This window comes from Salinisphaera sp. C84B14 (genome assembly GCF_040361435.1).
In the GTDB taxonomy this organism is placed as follows: domain Bacteria; phylum Pseudomonadota; class Gammaproteobacteria; order Nevskiales; family Salinisphaeraceae; genus Salinisphaera.
Genome location: NZ_APNL01000003.1, coordinates 121,834 through 138,909, shown reverse-complemented (window position 1 = coordinate 138,909; position 17,076 = coordinate 121,834). Strand labels below are relative to the sequence as shown.

Sequence of the window (17,076 nt, the reverse complement as noted above, 5' to 3'; positions counted from 1 at the left end):
ATTCAAGCAAGCCGGTGGTCCGCACATGACCGCGAAGACACGGCCCTTGGGCCTGTCGTCGCGAGATAGGCCACCGCATCGGCGACCAGGCCGCGGCAGGACAAGGCATCGCGAGTGCCGCGTGGTTGTGCCACGTCATGTGCCACGTCAGCGAGCCAGCCCATGAACCATAACGCCGGATTGCCTCCGACCGATCATTATTCGTTGGGGATTGCGATCGCATATCCCGTGACGACAGGCCGAAGGCAACACTACAGTTCGGGCAGTTCGGCCCAGAGCTGCTTGACCAGCGCGTCGTAGCGGGCACCCGGGTATTCGGCCAGGGCCTCGTCGAGCACCGCGCTGGTCAGATGCGGCGCGAAGATCTCGATGAAGCGGCGCATATAGCCGCGCAGGAACAGGTTGTGCCGAAAGCCGATATGCGTGGTGCTGGAGGCGAACAGGTGGCTGGCGTCCAGACGTACAAGGTCGGCGTCGGCGACCGGGTCGTAGGCCATGTTCGCGATCACGCCCACGCCGAGCCCCAGGCGTACATAGGTCTTGATTACGTCCGCGTCCACCGCGGTGAGCACCACGTTGGGGGTGCGGCCCTCGGCTTCGAACGCGGCGTCCAGATGCGAACGTCCGGTAAAACCGAAGGTGTAGGTCACGATCGGCTGCTCGGCGAGCCGGGCCAGTTCCAGCCTGGGCGTATCGGCCAGCGGATGATCGCGGGGCACGAGCACGCAGCGGTTCCAGTGATAGCAGGGCAGCATCACCAGTTCGTCGTAGTGCTCGAGCGCTTCGGTGGCGATGGCGAAGTCGGCATCCCCGGCGGCGGCCCAGCCGGCGATCTGGGGCGGCGCGCCCTGGTTGAGATGCAGCGACACCTGAGGATATTCGCGACGAAAGGCGTCGACCACGGGCGGCAGGGCATAGCGGGCCTGGGTATGGGTGGTGGCTACGCACAGCGATCCGCGATCCGCGTCGGCGAACTCGCTGGCCGTCCGGGTGATGTTCTCGACCTCGGAGAGAATACGGCGGGTGGTCTCCAGAATCCGTGCGCCCGCGGGCGTGATGCGATCCAGATGCTTGCCGTTGCGTTCGAACACGAGCACGCCGAGCTCTTCTTCGAGCAGCCGGATCTGCTTGCTTACCCCGGGCTGGGAGGTATGCAGCGCTTCTGCCGCGGCGGTGATGTTGAGTCGACGCTTGGCGACTTCGTTGATATAGACGAGCTGGCGCAATTTCATGGCAGGAAAGGGTCGATCACGTTATGCCGTTATCTTATTAAAGCATGAATATATAGTTCTATCCGATTTGACAGCCACCTGATAGCCTGCGCGCTTTCTTGCTTGCTCCGAGAGTAGCGCAGACGATGATTGCGTTCAGCCTAGCCGGGTTGCTGGTCGGCGTAGCCGTCGGCGTGACCGGTGTCGGCGGTGGTTCCCTGATGACGCCGCTGTTGATTCTGATCTTTGGCTTTGCCCCCTCCGCGGCGGTGGGCACCGACCTGCTGTATGCCGCCGGAACCAAGGGGTTCGGAACCTGGCTGCACGGCCGCCAGCAGACCGTGGACTGGTCGGTGGTGGGGCTGATGGCCAGCGGCAGCCTGCCGGCTGCGGTACTCACGATTTTCTGGCTGCACTATGTCGGGCTCGACCCCTGGGTCGAGCACCTGATGACGATCACTTTGTGTGTCGCGATCATCGCGACCGCGGTTCTTACCCTGGTACGCAAGCGCATCATGGCCCGTATCGGCGAGGAGAACCTGGGCGAATCCGGCCTGCCGCCGCGTCTGTTGGCGCTACGCCCGGCGATCACGGTCGTGGGCGGGGTGGTGCTGGGTGTACTGGTCACCCTGTCGTCGGTCGGCGCGGGCGTGCTCGGTACCACGCTGTTGCTGCTGCTCTATCCGCGCCGGGCGGCGATACGGATCGTGGGAACCGATATCGCCCATGCCGTGCCGCTGACCCTGGTGGCCGGCATGGGCCATCTGAGCCTCGGCACCACGGATCTACCGGTACTCGGGTTTCTGCTACTCGGGTCGATACCGGGTATCTATCTGGGTACGCGGCTGGGTTCGCGCTTGCCCGATGGCCTGCTGCGGCCGATCATATCGGTTCTGCTGTTGGTGATTGGCGCGAGCATGCTGTTTGATAGCGTCGTGTCGCTCACCTCATCAGGCTGAGGCTTGCCCCCCTGACTGCTATTTTGTCGAAAAACGTTTCCAGTTTGCCGATTTTCGTTCGCCTTGCCGGGCGCCCCGTTCTGGTGGTCGGCGCAGGGCCTGTGGCCACGCGCCGTATCGAGCGCCTGCTCGATAGCGGCGCCGCTGTGACGGTGATTGCGCCCTCGGTTGGCGAGGCGGTGCGAGCATGGGCGGATTCAAATCGGCTACGCCTGATCGAGCGGGCGTTCGAAGCGGCTGACGTCGACGGTATCGCGCTCGTGTTCGCCTGTACCGATGAGCCCGCGATCAATAGCGCCGTGGCCACGGCCGCGCACGAGGCCGGGTCGCTGGTTCAGCGCGCCGACGATGCCGGCGCATCGGATTTTCTGGTGCCGGCGGTCGTACGCCGCGGCGTGTTGCAGATCGCCATCTCCAGCGACGGCCAGGCGCCCACGCTCGCCCGTATTCTGCGTAGCCGCCTCGATGCCTGGCTGCCGCGCGCCTATGGCGATCTCGCCGGGCTGGCGGCGGATTTTCGCGACGTGGTCAAGCAGAAGCTGCCGCGGCATCATCGCGCCCGTTTCTGGTCGCGGGTACTGGATGGGCCGATCGCCGAAAAGGTGTTTACCGGCCGACTCGCGCAGGCGCGTGAGGAACTCGATCAGCTCCTGGGCGAAGACAGCCCGGCGGTGCCGACCCGGGGCGAGGCCTATCTCGTGGGTGCCGGGCCGGGCGATCCGGACTTGTTGACCTCGCGCGCGCTGCGGCTCATGCAACGCGCCGATGTTGTGCTATTCGATAGCCTTATACCGGCTGCGATCGTCGAGCTGGCTAACCCGAAGGCCGAACGTATTCATGTCGGCAAGCGGGCCTCGCGCCATACCTTGCCCCAGGAAGACATCAATGCGCTGATGGTACGGCTGGCCGGCGAAGGCAAGCGCGTACTGCGCCTGAAAGGCGGGGACCCCTTCGTATTCGGTCGTGGTGGCGAGGAAATCGCCCAGCTCGCCGATGCCGGTATTCCGTTCCAGGTCGTGCCCGGAATAACCGCGGCGAGCGGCTGTGCGGCCTATGCCGGTATTCCACTCACCCATCGCGACCATGCCCAGTCGGTGACGTTCGTTACCGGTCATCTGAAGGAGGGCGAGCTGGAACTGCCGTGGCCGCAGCTGGCACGGATCGGTCAGACGGTCGTGTTCTTCATGGCAGTCAAGAGCTTGCCGGTCATCTGTGAGGCGCTGCGTGAGCACGGCCTCGCCGAAGATTGGCCGGCGGCGTTGGTGATTGAAGGCACGACGGTGCGCCAGCGGCTCGTGGTCGGCACGTTGGCCGACCTGCCGGCACGGGTTGCCCGCGAAACGATCGAGGGCCCCGCGCTGCTGATTGTGGGCGAGGTGGTCCGGCTCAACGAAACGCTTGGCTGGTTCCGCCCCGATCGTTGACGTGCCGGCGCGTGCTTCGCGAGTACGCACAAGAACGTCTAATTGACGCGAATGATCCTTGCTTGGCGCCGCGCGCCTAGCGCGTCGAACTACGCTCTGGGCCGGTGCGCCGGGCGGTTATCGCCGGCCCAAGCCGACAAACCCGGCCGGTTTGATTCGGGGGGTATGGCTGTTCGCCATTGTCGTGACCCGATATGCGGCTGAATGAACCGCCCGGCAATAAAAAAACCCGGAGCGCGGGACGCGCTCCGGGTTGTGAGGCAGTCTGGTTACTGCCCGCCTTTCAAGGCGTTAGGCGCTACTCCTCGCCCATGAACACGCCGAGCAGCTGCAGCAGGCTCAGGAAGAGGTTGTAGATGGTCACGAACAGGGTGACGGTCGCCGTGATGTAGTTGGTTTCGCCGCCGTGCACGATTTCGCCGGTCTGATAGACGATCAGGCCCGACATCAGCAGCACGAACAGGGCCGAGACCGCCATCGACAGAGCCGGGATCGAGAACACGACCGCGATGATGCTCATTACGAAGGCAACCAGAATGCCCATGAACAACATGCCGGCCCACTGATTGAAGCGCTTGCCGGAGGCCAGCGCATAGGCCGACATGCCCAGAAAGATCGTGCCGGTGCCGCCCAGCGCCAGCATGACGATTTCGGTGCCGTTGGAGAAATTGTTGATGTAGAGATTGAGAATCGGGCCGATGGTATAGCCCATGAAACCGGTCAGAGCGAAAACGCTGACCAGCCCCATGCCGCTGTTCTTGGTCTTCTCCACCGCGAACAGCAAACCGAAATAGCCCACCAGGGTGATGATCAGCCCCGGGTGCGGCGCGTTGAGCGCCATCGCCGTGCCGGCAACCAGAGCTGAGAACAGCAGCGTCAGCGACAGCAGCATGTAGGTGTTGCGCAGTACGCTGTTGGTGGCCAGCGCTGTCTGCGCGCGCGAAGTTCGAAGAGTGCGTTCCGCGTTCATTTGTCGATCTCGAATTGAGTATGGTTGAGAGGCTATCACGCTTTATTCGCAAAGAAATCTTTGCCTGAACAATGCATATAAACCGCTTTCTACGACGTCATCCGTGCTTGAATCATAGACTCTTTGCGCATTCAATCGTTCCCGCGATTACCGTACTCTGCCTGTTTACGAGCGTCGCGCTCGCGCCGACCGCGCGGGCCGACGCGTCATGGCCGGCAGAGCTGGGTTTGCCGCGTTCATCTGATCTGGATATACGGCTTATCGAAAACGATGGATTCGTGATTGGCTACGACGCAGCGCGTGGACGAGCGGCATGGGTGGCATATCGACTGACGGCGGTCGTGGACTACGTCAATCGGCCACGCCCGCCGTTCATCGACGACCCGCGCATTAATACGGTCACGGATACGCATGTCTATGCCGGGCCGGCCTACGATCGGGGTCATCTGGCGCCCAACTACGCCATGAGCCAGCTTTATGGGGAAAAAGCCCAGCGCCAGAGCTCCTATTACAGCAACGTCGTGCCGCAGCGCCCACGCTTGAACCAGCTTCTCTGGCAACGCCTGGAGGAGGTCGAGATCGACGACGTGGCGCCGGCGCATTCGCCGCTGTGGGTGCTGGTCGGTCCGATCGCGGCCGATAACGAGCGCAGCACAGACCCCTGGGGTGAGCAGGACAAGGCCTCTCGTACGCCGGCGGCTTTCTTTCGTATCTGGGTGGCGCGCGACGACCACGGCCGCTGGCAGGCCATGGCATTTGTGGTGCCCCAGGCCGTACGCGGCGACGAGCCGCTCGATGAGTTCGTCGTCGCCATCGCCACCATCGAAGCGCGCACCGGTCTGGAATTGTTCCCGGCCCTGGCGGCGACCGCTCGGGCGCGCATGGAAAGCAGTCCGGCGCCGCGCTCTCGCTTCGGTTTGCAGGCGCTGGCATGCAATCCGGCGCGCTATGCGGCACGCTGGCGGGATCGTGGCCCGATACGGCTGAACTTCGATCGCTGCGAAGTCCACTGATGACGACACGTTTTTCGCGCGTGCGCACGCGCGTGTATGAGTAGAACAATCAATGCCTAACACGGAAAAAATGGCGAAAAGCTCGGAGGCTTTTTGGCGTCAGCTGTCGATACGACAGGGCCTGATCGGCTCGGTCGTATGCCTGCTTCTCCTGTTCGGCACGGCTTGTGTAGTCAGTTTGTTTTCTGCCGAAAACGTGCGCTCTGCGCGGGCTCTGTCCGACGACGTGGCCAGTACGCTTACCCGCACCGCAGAGCTCGACGAAGCCGTGACCCAGAGTCAGAGTGCGCTACGTGGCTATGCGCTTTCCGGCGACCGCCAGTTCGTGGAAACCATCGAACGGATGACCGCCCAGTTCGAAGTGGCCTTGGACAGCCTTTACGCCTATAGCGACGAGTCGGCGCTCCAGCGACGCCGCCTCAGTGCCATCGAGCGTCTGCAGCAGCAATGGCATGCCGATGTGATCGTGCCGGTGGTCGACGAAGTGGCCGCGGGTAACCTGGCCACGGCACGGCGAGAGCTCAGCCAGGGACGCGGCATCGAACTGACCGACGCACTGCGCCACAACCTCAATCAGTTTCGGTTCCAGGTGCAAAACGAACTCGATCGCAGCGTGGCGTTGATCGATTACCGCCAGGAGCGCGCACGCTGGCTGTTGTTCGGCGTGCTGTTGTTCGGCCTGCTGACCGGGCTGTTCATGGTCCGTGCAATCGTGCGGCGCGTGACCCGGCCGTTGAGCGTACTCGCCAAGATGACCACCCGGCTTGCCGAGGGCGAGCGCACCCTGCACGTGCACTTTCGTGAACGCAAAGACGAAATCGGCGAAGTCGCGAACGCGCTCGAAAAGTTCCGCCAGATCATCATCGAACAGGATAGCCAGGCCTGGATTCGCGATCATCGTTCGCAAATCACCGTGGCGTTGCAGAAATGCAAGTCCGAGCAGGAAGTGGGCAAACGTCTTCTCGAAGAACTGGCCCCGCTGTTCGGGGCCGGCTATGCGGCGCTGTTCACGCCGGTCGCCGGCAATGACCGGGACGATGTTTTCGCGCTGGCCGCGAGCTATGGCTACAGCCGCGACGTAGCCCAGACCTTCGAAGCCGGCGAGGGGCTGGTAGGGCAGGTGATCGACAGCGGCGAGCAGATACTGCTCACCGATGTGCCGACTAACTATCTAAGCGTACGTTCCGGGCTGGGTGAGCTCACGCCGGAGGTGTTGTTGATCGCGCCTGCGAAAGCGGGCGGCGGTATCCTCGGTGTGCTCGAGCTGGGCATGCTCAAGACGCCGACCGAAGCCCAGCAGGAGCTTCTGAATACGCTTATGCCGAGCGTTGGGCTCGGCCTGCTTTCCCTGGCGCGCACGCGGCGCGCGGTCGAGCTGCTCGAACAGAGCCGGGCACAGACCGAGGCGCTGAAAGAGTCCGAACAGCGCCTGCGCGATCGCCAGGAAGAGCTCAAGAACGCGAACAGCGAACTGCGCATGCAAAGCGAGGAGCTCAATGCCCAGTCCGAGGAGCTGCGCGCCTCGGAAGAAGAGCTCAAGGTTCAATCCGACGAACTCCAGGCCACCAACGAGGAACTTCGCCAGCGTCAGGAGCTCATGCGCAAACAGCAGCAGGAACTGGCGCGGCTGCACTCGGAAACCAAGCGCCGTGCCGAGGCGCTCGCCCGAACCAGCCAATACAAGTCGGATTTTCTGGCCAACATGTCCCACGAGCTGCGTACGCCGCTCAACAGCCTTCTTATTCTTTCGCGCAGCCTGGCGGATAACAGCGCGGGGCATCTCGATGAAGAAGAGGCCGAGGCCGCTGCGATCATCCACGAGTCCGGTACCGGCTTGCTGCGTCTGATCAACGATATTCTCGATCTGTCGAAGATCGAGGCCGGCAAGATGGCGGTCACGCCGGAACGTACGGAAGTGGACGGCGTCGTGCGCCGTATCGAGCGCGATTTTGGCCATGTCGCCCAGAACAAGGGGATTGCCTTCGAGGTGCATGTCGGTGTGGGCGTGCCCGATACCCTGGTGACCGATGCCGGCAAGCTCGATCAGGTGATACGCAACCTGGTGAGTAATGCCATCAAGTTCACCGAACGGGGCACGGTGCGGGTGGAGGTCGTTGTCCCCGCGGACGATACCGTGTTCCGGACCGAGGGGCTCACCCACGAGAATGCGCTCGCCGTTCATATTATCGACGAGGGCATTGGCATTCCGGAAAATCGTCTCGAACAGATATTCCAGGCCTTCGAACAGGTGGACGCGAGTACCAGTCGCACCTACGGCGGTACGGGCCTGGGCCTGTCGATATCGCGCGAACTCGCACGTCTGCTGGGCGGCGAAATCGACGTACAAAGCGAGCTGGGTGCGGGCAGTCGTTTCTCGATCTATGTCCGGCGCGTGCTGGATGCCGATATCGAGATATCGCCCAGGGTCAGCGACAAGCCGCTCACCCGACGTGTGGACGAACAGACCAACTTGACCGCGGCCCGGGCGCTGTCCAGCAGCGCGAGTCCGCGTTCGGGGCGCCCGCATGTGTTGATCATCGACGACGACGCGACCTTTGCCAGAATCGTGGCCCAGGCCGCGCAGGCACGCGGTTTCGAATGCAGCATCGCGCCCAATGGCGAGCAGGGGCTGGACATGGTGCGCCAGCAGTTGCCCGATGCCATCGTGCTGGATCTGGGCCTGCCCGGCGGGCTCGACGGCTGGGCGGTACTGGATCGGCTCAAGGCGAACGAGCGTACCCGCGATATTCCCGTGCATATCGTGTCGGCGGCCGACGACACCGGCTATTCGCAAAAAGCGGGGGCGGTGGGCTATCTGCGCAAACCCGTGTCCAAGGAGGATCTGGAAACCCTTTTCGCCCGCGCCGAGGTACTCATCGGGCGGGAGGCGCGGCGCGTGCTTGTCATCGACGACGATCGCGATGCGCATACCGCGATCTCGCATCTGTTGCGCGCCGAGAGCGTCGATATCAGCGCCGTGGTCAACGGCGCCGAGGCGATCGAGCGCCTGGATGCCGAGGAATTCGACTGTGTGGTGCTCGATCTGAGCCTGCCGGACATCAGCGGCTTCGAGCTGCTCGAGCAGATCGCGCAGCGCGACGAGGCCCCGCCTGTCGTTGTCTATTCGGCGCGCGAGCTTTCCGAAGAGGAAACCCGGCGCCTGCGGGTACATACCGACAGCATCGTAATCAAGGGCTCACGGGCCCAGGAGCGATTGCTCGACGAAGTGTCGCTATTCTTCCATCAGTTGCGTGAACGTCGCAGTACCACCGCGCCCGCCGTGCTCGAAGCCGCCGCCGAAGAGCAAAGCGCCGTGTCCTCGGATCTGGCCGGTCAGACCGCGCTGCTGGTCGACGACGATATGCGCAACACCTTCGCTCTGTCGCGTGCGCTGCGCGAAAAGGGGTTGAAGGTGCTCATGGCCAGCGACGGGTTCAAGGCACTCGACCAGCTGTCGGCGAACCCGCAAATCAGCATCGTACTCATGGATATCATGATGCCCGGCATGGACGGCTATGAAACGATCCGCCGTATTCGTGCCATGGACGAATACGAAACCCTGCCGATTATTGCGCTCACGGCCAAGGCGATGCCGGGCGATCGCGAACGTTGTATCGAGGCCGGTGCCACCGAGTATCTTCCCAAACCGCTCGACATTCAGGCCCTGCTGGCCCTTATGGGGCAAGTGCTGTAGCTCATGGTCAAACCCAGGGATTCCGAAGCCGAACAGGCACTCGAAGCAGAAGACATAGCGCTCGAAGCGTTTATCCACGCGCTGAAACTACGGCACGGCTACGACTTCTCGGAGTACTCGCGGGCTTCGCTCAAACGGCGCGCCCAAGAACTGGCACGCAAGCTCGGCGTGGAGCGGGTGGGCGATCTGATTCCGAGCACGCTCTACGAGCCGGCGCTGGTACGCGAGATCGTGTCGCATCTGTCGGTGCCGGTTTCGTCGCTGTTTCGCGACCCGGAGGTGTTTCAGGCCATGCGCAGCGAGGTGTTGCCCATGCTTGCGTCCTGGCCGCGGATCAATATCTGGCTGGCCGGCTGTGCCTACGGTGAAGAGGTCTATTCGCTTGCCATCATGCTCGCCGAGGCGGGGTTGACCCAGCGTTCCCAGATTTATGCCACGGATTTCAACGATTATGCGCTCGAGCGCGCTGCCGAAGGCATCTTCAACCGTCAGAATCTGGGCGAATATCGCAGCAATTATCTGGCCTCGGGCGGCACGGCGCGGCTGTCGGACTACTACCATGCTCGCTACAACCTCATTCGAATGCGGCGAGAGCTGCTGGAAAAGGTGGTATTCGCCCATCACAACCTGGTCACCGACGGCGTATTCGCCGAAGCCCAGCTGATCATGTGTCGCAATGTGCTTATCTATTTCACGCAGCCGCTCAAGGACCGGGTTCTGACGCTGTTCGCGGACAGCCTGGTGCGTGGCGGCTTCCTGGTGCTGGGTAACAAGGAGGCCTTGAGTCCGAGCTCTCCCGCGGCCGAGCGTTTCGAGCTGGTCAGCGCCAACGAACGAATCTACCGACTCAAGCGGGACTGGGCATGAGCGATGCCGATTACGCGGCCCTGGTGATTGGCGGCTCGGCGGGCAGTCTCGAAGTGGTCTGCCGGCTGCTCGAAGGGCTGGAAGCATCCACGCGCCTGGCGGTCGTGATTTGTCTGCACACCGCCAGCCGCGACCTGGACGAGCTCTGCGAGGTGCTCGGGCGACATACCACGTTGCCGGTGGTCGAAGCCGGCGAGGGCACGGCCGTGGCCGCGAACCGGGTACACGTCGCCAGCGGCGGCTATCATCTGCTGGTTGAACGCACGGCCACGTTCGCACTGTGTGCCGGCCCGAGAATTCAGTATGCACGGCCGAGTATCGATGTATTATTCGAAGCGATGGCCGATACATATCGGCGGCATCTGGTCGGCATACTGCTTTCTGGGGCCAACGCCGACGGGGCGGCGGGCCTGAGGGCGATTCATCGCCTGGGCGGGCTGACCATCGTCCAGAGCCCCGATACGGCGAGCGCGCCTGATATGCCGCGTGCCGCGCTCAGGCTGTTCGAGCCCGATCGACAGCACACGCCCAGCCAGCTCATAGAGGCAGTGCGGGTAATTTCACGGCTTGCACGGTAATAGCATGATGCCGATTGTCGATAGTCCACCCGAGCAACCACGCCCGCGCATCCTGGTTGTGGATGATCTGTACGCCAATCGCTTGGCCATGCGCCGGGTGCTGGCGACGCTCGATGTCGACGTTGTCGAAGCCGACAGCGGTAATGGCGCGCTGGCCGCCTGTATCGAAACCGAGTTCGCGCTGATTCTGCTCGATGTACAAATGCCGGGCATGGACGGCATGGAAGTCGCCGAGCTGCTGCACGGCGAAGAGTCGACCCAGCACACGCCGATCATTTTCGTCACCGCAGGCGCGACCGACGACATGGACCGGCTCAAGGGCTACGACGTGGGCGCGGTCGATTACATCACCAAACCGCTCAACCCGTCGCTGTTGTCGGCCAAGGTGCGCAACTTCATCGAGCTCTATGAAAGCCGGCGCGCGCTCAAGAAAGCCCTGGCCGAACTCGACGAGCGCAACAGCCAGCTCGAACGCGAAATCGAAGAACGGCGACGCGCCGAGGATCGCGCCCAGCAGCTGGCAACACACGATGCCTTGACCGGTTTGCCGAACCGGCTGCTGTTTCTCGATCGCCTGGCCACCAGCATGCAGCGCGCGCGGCGTAACGGCGGCATGTTCGCGCTCGGATACATGGATCTGGACGGGTTCAAACCCGTCAACGACGAGTTCGGCCACGGCGTGGGCGATATCACCCTGCAAACGATCGCCGATCGGCTCAGCGAAAACACCCGTCAGACCGACACGGTGGCACGCTTTGGCGGCGACGAGTTCGCGCTCATCCTCGAAGACATCGATAATCAGGATGCCTGTATCGCCATCTGCGAGGCGTTGCAAGCGCAGCTGAGCGGGCCCATCTCCTTGCCCTGTGCCGGCGGCTCCGGCGATATCCGCGTGGGTGTGAGTATTGGCCTGGCGTTCTATCCGGCGCACGGCAAGAACGCCGACCGCCTGATGCACAACGCGGATCGCGCGCTGTATTCGGTCAAGCTCAGCGGCAAGGGCGCCGTGCATGTTTTCAGTGCCCAGGACGATGACGAAACCGAAGTGCACGGCGCACAGATACACGCGCGCATGCGTTAGGCAAGGACGGTTTACCAGGGCCTATCGTCGCGAGATAGGCCGCCGACCGATCGTTATTCGTTGGGGGTTGCCCGTGCCGGTCGTGTCGAGCAAGCCACGGGCAATGCGATGGAATATCCCGTGACGACAGGCCCTAATCGCTGGTATCGGTGTCGGCCGGCGGGTCGAAGTCGGCGACGTCTGCGTTATCGCCTTCGGCCAGCAGTTGATCGACGCGCAGTTCGGCATGCTTGAGCGTGTGCTGGCATTGGCGTGCCAGAACGACCCCGCGTTCGAACTTCGCCAGCGCCTGCTCGAGCGATACGTCGCCGCTTTCCAATGCTTCGACCAAGCCTTCGAGCTCGGTTACCGATTCTTCGAACGCGGCCAGCCGGGGCTGGCTGTCGTCGTTTTCGGTTGCGGGCGCATCGGTTTTTGCCATGACGTCTGCCTGGGCTGAAGTTGGAGTAGCGGTCAATCCGACAGTCTAGCGCCAGAAGTCGGCGGCGTCAGTGTCTATTGCCAGCGTGCCCGCCTTGGCTTAACGTGCCGCGCATTCGCTGAACGCGGTTCATGCCCCAGCCGGGCGCCACGAACCGCCCATCTCAAGCAAGACGAGGGCTCATGGCCAGCCGCTACGACGCTGCCGATATCGAAGTACTGTCCGGGCTGGATCCGGTGCGCAAACGTCCGGGCATGTTCACGGATACCGCCCGGCCGAATCACCTGGCCCAGGAAGTCATTGACAACAGCGTGGACGAGGCGCTGGCCGGGCATGCCACCGAAATTGATGTGGTTCTGCATGCCGACGGGTCCTTGTCGGTGACCGACAACGGTCGCGGCATGCCGGTCGACGTGCACCCCGAACAGGGTGTGCCGGGCATCGAGCTGATTCTCACCCGCCTGCATGCGGGCGGAAAGTTCTCGAACAAGCAGTATCAGTTCTCGGGCGGCCTGCACGGCGTGGGTGTATCGGTGGTCAATGCGCTGTCGACCTCGCTGGTGGCCCAGGTCTGGCGCGGCGGCACCCACTACGAGATGCGGTTTGCCGGCGGCGAGCTGGAAAGCCCGCTCACCGAAATCGGCTCCTGTGCCAAGAACAAGACCGGCACCAAGCTGCATTTCGATCCCGACCCGCAGTATTTCGACAGCCCACGCTTTGCCACCGCGCGCCTGAAGCATTTGCTGCGGGCCAAGGCAGTGCTGTGCCCGAACCTCAAGGTGCATTTTGTCGACGAGGCAGCCCAGGAAGACATCACCTGGCAGTACGCCGACGGGCTGGCCGATTACATGGCCGATGCGCTGCAGGATATCGACTGCGTGATCACGCCGGCGTTTACCGGCGGCGAAGACGGCGGCAGCCAGACCGTCGACTGGGCGCTGACCTGGCTCGCGCCCGACCAGCCCGGCGTGGACGGCGTGGCCGAAAGCTATGTCAACCTCATTCCCACGGCCTCGGGCGGCACCCACGTCAACGGTCTGCGCACCGGCCTGACCGAAGCGGTGCGCGAGTTCTGCGAGTTTCGAAATCTCTTGCCGCGCGGGGTCAAGATCGCACCGGAGGACGTCTGGTCCGGCTGTACCTACGTGCTGTCGGTGAAGATGAACGAGCCGCAGTTTTCGGGCCAGACCAAGGAACGGCTGTCCTCGCGCGATATCAGCGGCTTCGTGTCCAACGCGGTCAAGGACGCGTTTTCGCTGTGGCTCAATCGACACGCGGAAACCGGCGAACTGCTGGCGGCCCAGATCATCGGCAACGCCCAGGCCCGTGCGCGCAGCGCCAAGAAGGTCAAACGCAAGCGGGTAACGGCCGGGCCGGCCTTGCCGGGCAAGCTTACCGACTGTGTGACCGACGATCCGTCGCGATCCGAACTGTTTCTGGTGGAAGGCGATTCCGCCGGCGGCAGCGCCAAGCAGGCGCGCGACCGCAACTTTCAGGCAGTGATGCCGCTACGCGGCAAGATTCTCAATTCCTGGGAAGTCGAGCCGGCGGATATCATGGCCTCGAACGAAATCCACGATATTTCGGTAGCGCTGGGGCTGGATCCGTCCAGCGACAACTTCGACCGCCTGCGCTATCACAAGGTCTGCATCCTCGCCGATGCCGATTCAGACGGGCTGCATATCGCAACGCTGCTGTGTGCGTTGTTCGTCAAGCATTTCCGCCCGCTGGTCGAGCATGGTCATGTATTCGTGGCCATGCCGCCGCTGTTTCGGATCGATGCGGGAAAGGAAGTGTTCTATGCGCTGGATCGCGATGAGCGAGACGTGATCCTGCGTCGCCTGGAAAACGAAAAGAAGAAACGCAAGATCAGCGTCACCCGCTTCAAGGGCCTGGGTGAGATGAGCGCGCTGCAGCTGCGCGAAACCACCATGGCGCCGGATACGCGCCGGCTGGTACAGCTGTCGATCGACGAAGACGGCATGCCGGATACCGAAGTCGACGAACTCATGGATATGCTGCTGGCCAAAAAGCGCGCCGCCGACCGCCGTGGCTGGCTCGAAGCCCGCGGCCACGAGGCCGAGGTTTAGTGGTGCGCTCGCCGCGTTCAAGACAGTTAAGGAAGCTCTGCATAAACCTCTCGCGGATCGCGTTCGAGTCCTCACAGGCGGTGCGGCAAGGCGTCCGGGCGCAGCGCCTGCCTTTCTGGCAGGTCAAGCTCGGCAACGCAGCCGCGGCGTCTGTGAGGCCGAACCCCTTGCGGGCCGGGGCTTTGCGCGCGCTTGATCGGCGTCAGTGTTCGCTACCGTGCAACGAGCACGCTACGCTCTCACTTCCTTGTCAATCACGCGCAAAGCACGCCGGCGCGACCGTGACAGGTTATGCAGAGTTTCCTTAAACGCAGTACGGGCGCCGGCGTTCATTTTTCAACGGCATCAGAACGGCTGACATAGTCGGCTGTTTTGATGCCGGATTGATAATCCCGTCCGCGCAATCTGCGTAATCTGCGGATCGCTTTTCTTCCTGATCTGAATAGCACGACAACCGATGGCCACGACTCTAGAACACGAAAGCGAGCGCCAGCCGCTGCGCACCTTCGCCGAGAAGGCGTATCTCGACTATGCGATGTACGTCATTCTCGACCGGGCGTTGCCGCATGTGGGCGACGGCCTCAAGCCGGTACAGCGGCGTATCGTCTATGCCATGTCCGAGCTGGGCCTGTCGGCGGCTTCGAAGCCGAAGAAGGCCGCACGTACGGTCGGCGACGTCATCGGCAAGTTCCACCCGCACGGCGATTCGGCCTGCTACGAAGCCATGGTGATCATGGCCCAGCCGTTTTCCTACCGGTATCCGCTGGTTGATGGCCACGGCAACTGGGGCACCGCGGACGATCCGAAATCGTTCGCGGCCATGCGCTATACCGAATCCCGGCTGACCGGCTATGCGGCCACGCTGCTCTCCGAACTGGGGCAGGGCACCGTCGACTGGCAGCCCAACTTCGACGGCACCCTCAACGAGCCGGTAACCCTGCCGGCGCGCCTGCCCAATGTGCTGTTGAACGGCGGCACCGGCATTGCCGTGGGTATGGCCACCGATATTCCGCCGCACAACCTGCGCGAGGTGGCCGAGGCCACGGTTCACCTGCTGCATAACCCCGAGGCCGATCTCGACGCGCTATGTGAATATCTGCCGGCGCCCGATTTCCCCACCGGGGCCGAGATCATCACCCCCGCCGAGGAAATTCGCGAGCTCTATGCGAAGGGCAACGGCATCGTGCGCCTGCGCGCGACCTATACCCTCGAAAACGGCGAGATCGTGATCGATGCCTTGCCCTACCAGACCTCCGGCGCGCGCGTGCTCGAACAGATCGCCGGCCAGATGGCGGCCAAGAAGCTGCCGATGGTGTCGGATCTGCGCGACGAGTCCGACCACGAGAACCCGACCCGCCTGATCATCGTGCCGCGCAGCAACCGGGTGGATACCGAAGCGCTCATGGCGCATCTGTTTGCCACCACCGGGCTGGAAAAGGGCATTCGCGTCAATCTCAACGTCATCGGGCTGGATGGCGCGCCGCGGGTCAAGAATCTGCAGGAAATTCTTACCGAGTGGCTGACCTATCGGCGCCAGACGGTTACGCGCCGGCTGGAACATCGCCTCGATGCGGTGCTCGATCGGCTGCATATCCTGGAAGGCCTGCTCACGGCCTACCTGAACATCGACGAAGTCATTCATATCATTCGCACCGAGGACGAGCCCAAGCCGGTGATGATGGAGCGCTTCGGGCTCACCGGCACCCAGACCGATGCGGTTCTGGATCTGCGCCTGCGTCATCTCATGAAGCTCGAAGAGTTCAAGATCCGCGGCGAGCAGGAAGAACTCGAAGCCGAGCGCCAGTCCCTGGAGGCGATCCTGGGATCGCGCAAGAAGCTGGATAAGCTCATCGGCGACGAGATCATGGCCGACGCCGAGAAGTACGGCGACGCGCGGCGCAGCCGCCTGGTCGAACGCGACCAGGCCAAGGCCCTGTCCGAAGCCGACCTGCTGCCCAGCGAGCCGATCACCGTGGTGCTGTCGCGTCAGGGCTGGATTCGTGCCGCCAAGGGGCACGACGTGGATGCCGCGGGTCTGAGCTTTCGCAGCGGCGACGACTACCTTACCCATGCGCCCGGGCGCAGTAATCAGACCTTGATCGTGCTCGATTCCACCGGGCGCAGCTATACGCTGGCCGCGCACCGCTTGCCCTCGGCACGCGGGCAGGGCGAACCGCTGACGGGCAGTCTCAATCCGGCCGACGGCGCGCGCTTTGTCGGCGTGATCCTGGGCGACGAAGACACGCGCTGTGTGCTGGCCAGCTCGGCGGGCAATGCCTTCGCAACCACGCTCGGCGAGATCAGCAGCCGCAACAAGAGCGGCAAGGCGGCGCTGTCGGTGGGCAAGAGCGCCGATGCGCTGGCCCCGGCGCCGGTTTGGGGCGACGACCCCGAGGTGTGCGTTGTCACCAGTTCCGGGCAGCTGCTGTGCCTGCCGGTCGGCGAACTGCCGGCGCTGGCCAAGGGCAAGGGCAACAAGCTGATCTCGCTCAACAAGGATGAGACGGTGGTAGCGGTCGCGGCATTGCCCGCCAGCGCCGCGCTCACCATCTACAGCGGCAAGCGTCACATGACGCTCAAGGGCGGCGAGCGGGATACCTATCGCGGTCCACGGGCCTCGCGCGGCAAACGCCTGCCGCGAGGCTTCACCCAGGTACAGGCGGTGAAGGTGGAAGACTGAGCCGGCGCCCGGCCGTTGTCGGCTACCGGTGAGACGATTCAGGCCGCAAATGACGCGAATAATCGCGAATGAAGGAGCGCGGGGCGAT

The 17,076-nt window shown here is 63.3% G+C and carries 12 protein-coding genes; 9 read left to right on the top strand and 3 right to left on the bottom strand.

Annotated elements, in window-relative coordinates; all coding sequences use genetic code 11:
- Nucleotides 1-251: 251 nt before the first annotated feature.
- Nucleotides 252-1,232, bottom strand: a complete 981-nt coding sequence (gene cysB, locus C84B14_RS03510) for an HTH-type transcriptional regulator CysB (RefSeq protein ID WP_348766917.1) — start codon at nt 1,230-1,232, stop codon at nt 252-254.
- 125 nt (nt 1,233-1,357) lie between these two features.
- Between cysB and C84B14_RS03505 the strand changes: the two genes are divergently transcribed.
- Together C84B14_RS03505 and cysG are read left to right on the top strand one after the other, a co-directional pair.
- Nucleotides 1,358-2,170, top strand: a complete 813-nt coding sequence (locus tag C84B14_RS03505; RefSeq protein ID WP_348766918.1) for a sulfite exporter TauE/SafE family protein — start codon at nt 1,358-1,360, stop codon at nt 2,168-2,170.
- Nucleotides 2,171-2,214: 44 nt separating this feature from the next.
- Nucleotides 2,215-3,594, top strand: coding sequence for a siroheme synthase CysG (gene cysG / locus C84B14_RS03500; RefSeq protein WP_502949885.1), 1,380 nt, complete (start codon nt 2,215-2,217; stop codon nt 3,592-3,594).
- Nucleotides 3,595-3,892: 298 nt separating this feature from the next.
- Here cysG and C84B14_RS03495 read toward each other — a convergent pair whose 3' ends face one another.
- Nucleotides 3,893-4,564, bottom strand: a complete 672-nt coding sequence (locus C84B14_RS03495; protein WP_348766920.1) for a Bax inhibitor-1/YccA family protein — start codon at nt 4,562-4,564, stop codon at nt 3,893-3,895.
- Between the two features lie 71 nt (nt 4,565-4,635).
- Here C84B14_RS03495 and C84B14_RS03490 point away from each other — a divergent pair, with 71 nt between their 5' ends.
- The 5 genes from C84B14_RS03490 to C84B14_RS03470 all read left to right on the top strand — a co-directional run bounded on the left by C84B14_RS03490 (nt 4,636) and on the right by C84B14_RS03470 (nt 11,797).
- Nucleotides 4,636-5,577: a DNA/RNA non-specific endonuclease gene (locus C84B14_RS03490; protein WP_353221879.1), complete on the top strand. Its 942-nt coding sequence runs from the start codon at nt 4,636-4,638 to the stop codon at nt 5,575-5,577.
- 178 nt (nt 5,578-5,755) lie between these two features.
- A complete protein-coding gene (locus tag C84B14_RS03485; protein WP_353221877.1) occupies nt 5,756-9,271 on the top strand; it encodes a response regulator in 3,516 nt (1,171 codons plus the stop codon).
- A 3-nt stretch (nt 9,272-9,274) separates the two neighbouring features.
- Nucleotides 9,275-10,138 (top strand): CheR family methyltransferase, encoded by an 864-nt coding sequence (locus C84B14_RS03480; RefSeq protein ID WP_353221875.1) that lies wholly within the window; start codon nt 9,275-9,277, stop codon nt 10,136-10,138.
- Nucleotides 10,135-10,716, top strand: coding sequence for a chemotaxis protein CheB (locus tag C84B14_RS03475; protein ID WP_353221873.1), 582 nt, complete (start codon nt 10,135-10,137; stop codon nt 10,714-10,716). The genes C84B14_RS03480 and C84B14_RS03475 overlap by 4 nt, the downstream gene beginning before the upstream one ends.
- Before the next feature lie 4 nt (nt 10,717-10,720).
- Entirely contained in the window at nt 10,721-11,797 is a 1,077-nt protein-coding gene (locus tag C84B14_RS03470; protein WP_353221871.1) for a two-component system response regulator, read from the top strand.
- A gap of 133 nt (nt 11,798-11,930) precedes the next feature.
- On the opposite strand, the gene C84B14_RS03465 is transcribed toward C84B14_RS03470, so the two are convergent.
- Entirely contained in the window at nt 11,931-12,218 is a 288-nt protein-coding gene (locus C84B14_RS03465; protein WP_348767970.1) for an exodeoxyribonuclease VII small subunit, read from the bottom strand.
- A 182-nt stretch (nt 12,219-12,400) separates the two neighbouring features.
- Here C84B14_RS03465 and parE point away from each other — a divergent pair, with 182 nt between their 5' ends.
- Both parE and parC read left to right on the top strand, forming a co-directional pair.
- On the top strand, nt 12,401-14,308 hold the full coding sequence (gene parE, locus C84B14_RS03460) for a DNA topoisomerase IV subunit B (protein WP_353221869.1): 1,908 nt from the start codon (nt 12,401-12,403) through the stop codon (nt 14,306-14,308).
- Between the two features lie 457 nt (nt 14,309-14,765).
- The gene (parC, locus tag C84B14_RS03455) at nt 14,766-16,988 is read left to right on the top strand and encodes a DNA topoisomerase IV subunit A (protein WP_353221868.1); all 2,223 of its coding nucleotides are present in this window, start codon (nt 14,766-14,768) and stop codon (nt 16,986-16,988) included.
- Nucleotides 16,989-17,076 lie beyond the last annotated feature (88 nt).

Bases quoted from the DNA above. Each gene is read 5' to 3' on its own strand.
- cysB (WP_348766917.1), bottom strand. From the start codon at position 1,232: ATGAAATTGCGCCAGCTCGTCTATATCAACGAAGTCGCCAAGCGTCGA.
- C84B14_RS03505 (WP_348766918.1), top strand. From the start codon at position 1,358: ATGATTGCGTTCAGCCTAGCCGGGTTGCTGGTCGGCGTAGCCGTCGGC.
- C84B14_RS03495 (WP_348766920.1), bottom strand. From the start codon at position 4,564: ATGAACGCGGAACGCACTCTTCGAACTTCGCGCGCGCAGACAGCGCTG.
- C84B14_RS03490 (WP_353221879.1), top strand. From the start codon at position 4,636: ATGCATATAAACCGCTTTCTACGACGTCATCCGTGCTTGAATCATAGA.
- C84B14_RS03480 (WP_353221875.1), top strand. From the start codon at position 9,275: ATGGTCAAACCCAGGGATTCCGAAGCCGAACAGGCACTCGAAGCAGAA.
- C84B14_RS03475 (WP_353221873.1), top strand. From the start codon at position 10,135: ATGAGCGATGCCGATTACGCGGCCCTGGTGATTGGCGGCTCGGCGGGC.
- C84B14_RS03470 (WP_353221871.1), top strand. From the start codon at position 10,721: ATGATGCCGATTGTCGATAGTCCACCCGAGCAACCACGCCCGCGCATC.
- C84B14_RS03465 (WP_348767970.1), bottom strand. From the start codon at position 12,218: ATGGCAAAAACCGATGCGCCCGCAACCGAAAACGACGACAGCCAGCCC.
- parE (WP_353221869.1), top strand. From the start codon at position 12,401: ATGGCCAGCCGCTACGACGCTGCCGATATCGAAGTACTGTCCGGGCTG.
- parC (WP_353221868.1), top strand. From the start codon at position 14,766: ATGGCCACGACTCTAGAACACGAAAGCGAGCGCCAGCCGCTGCGCACC.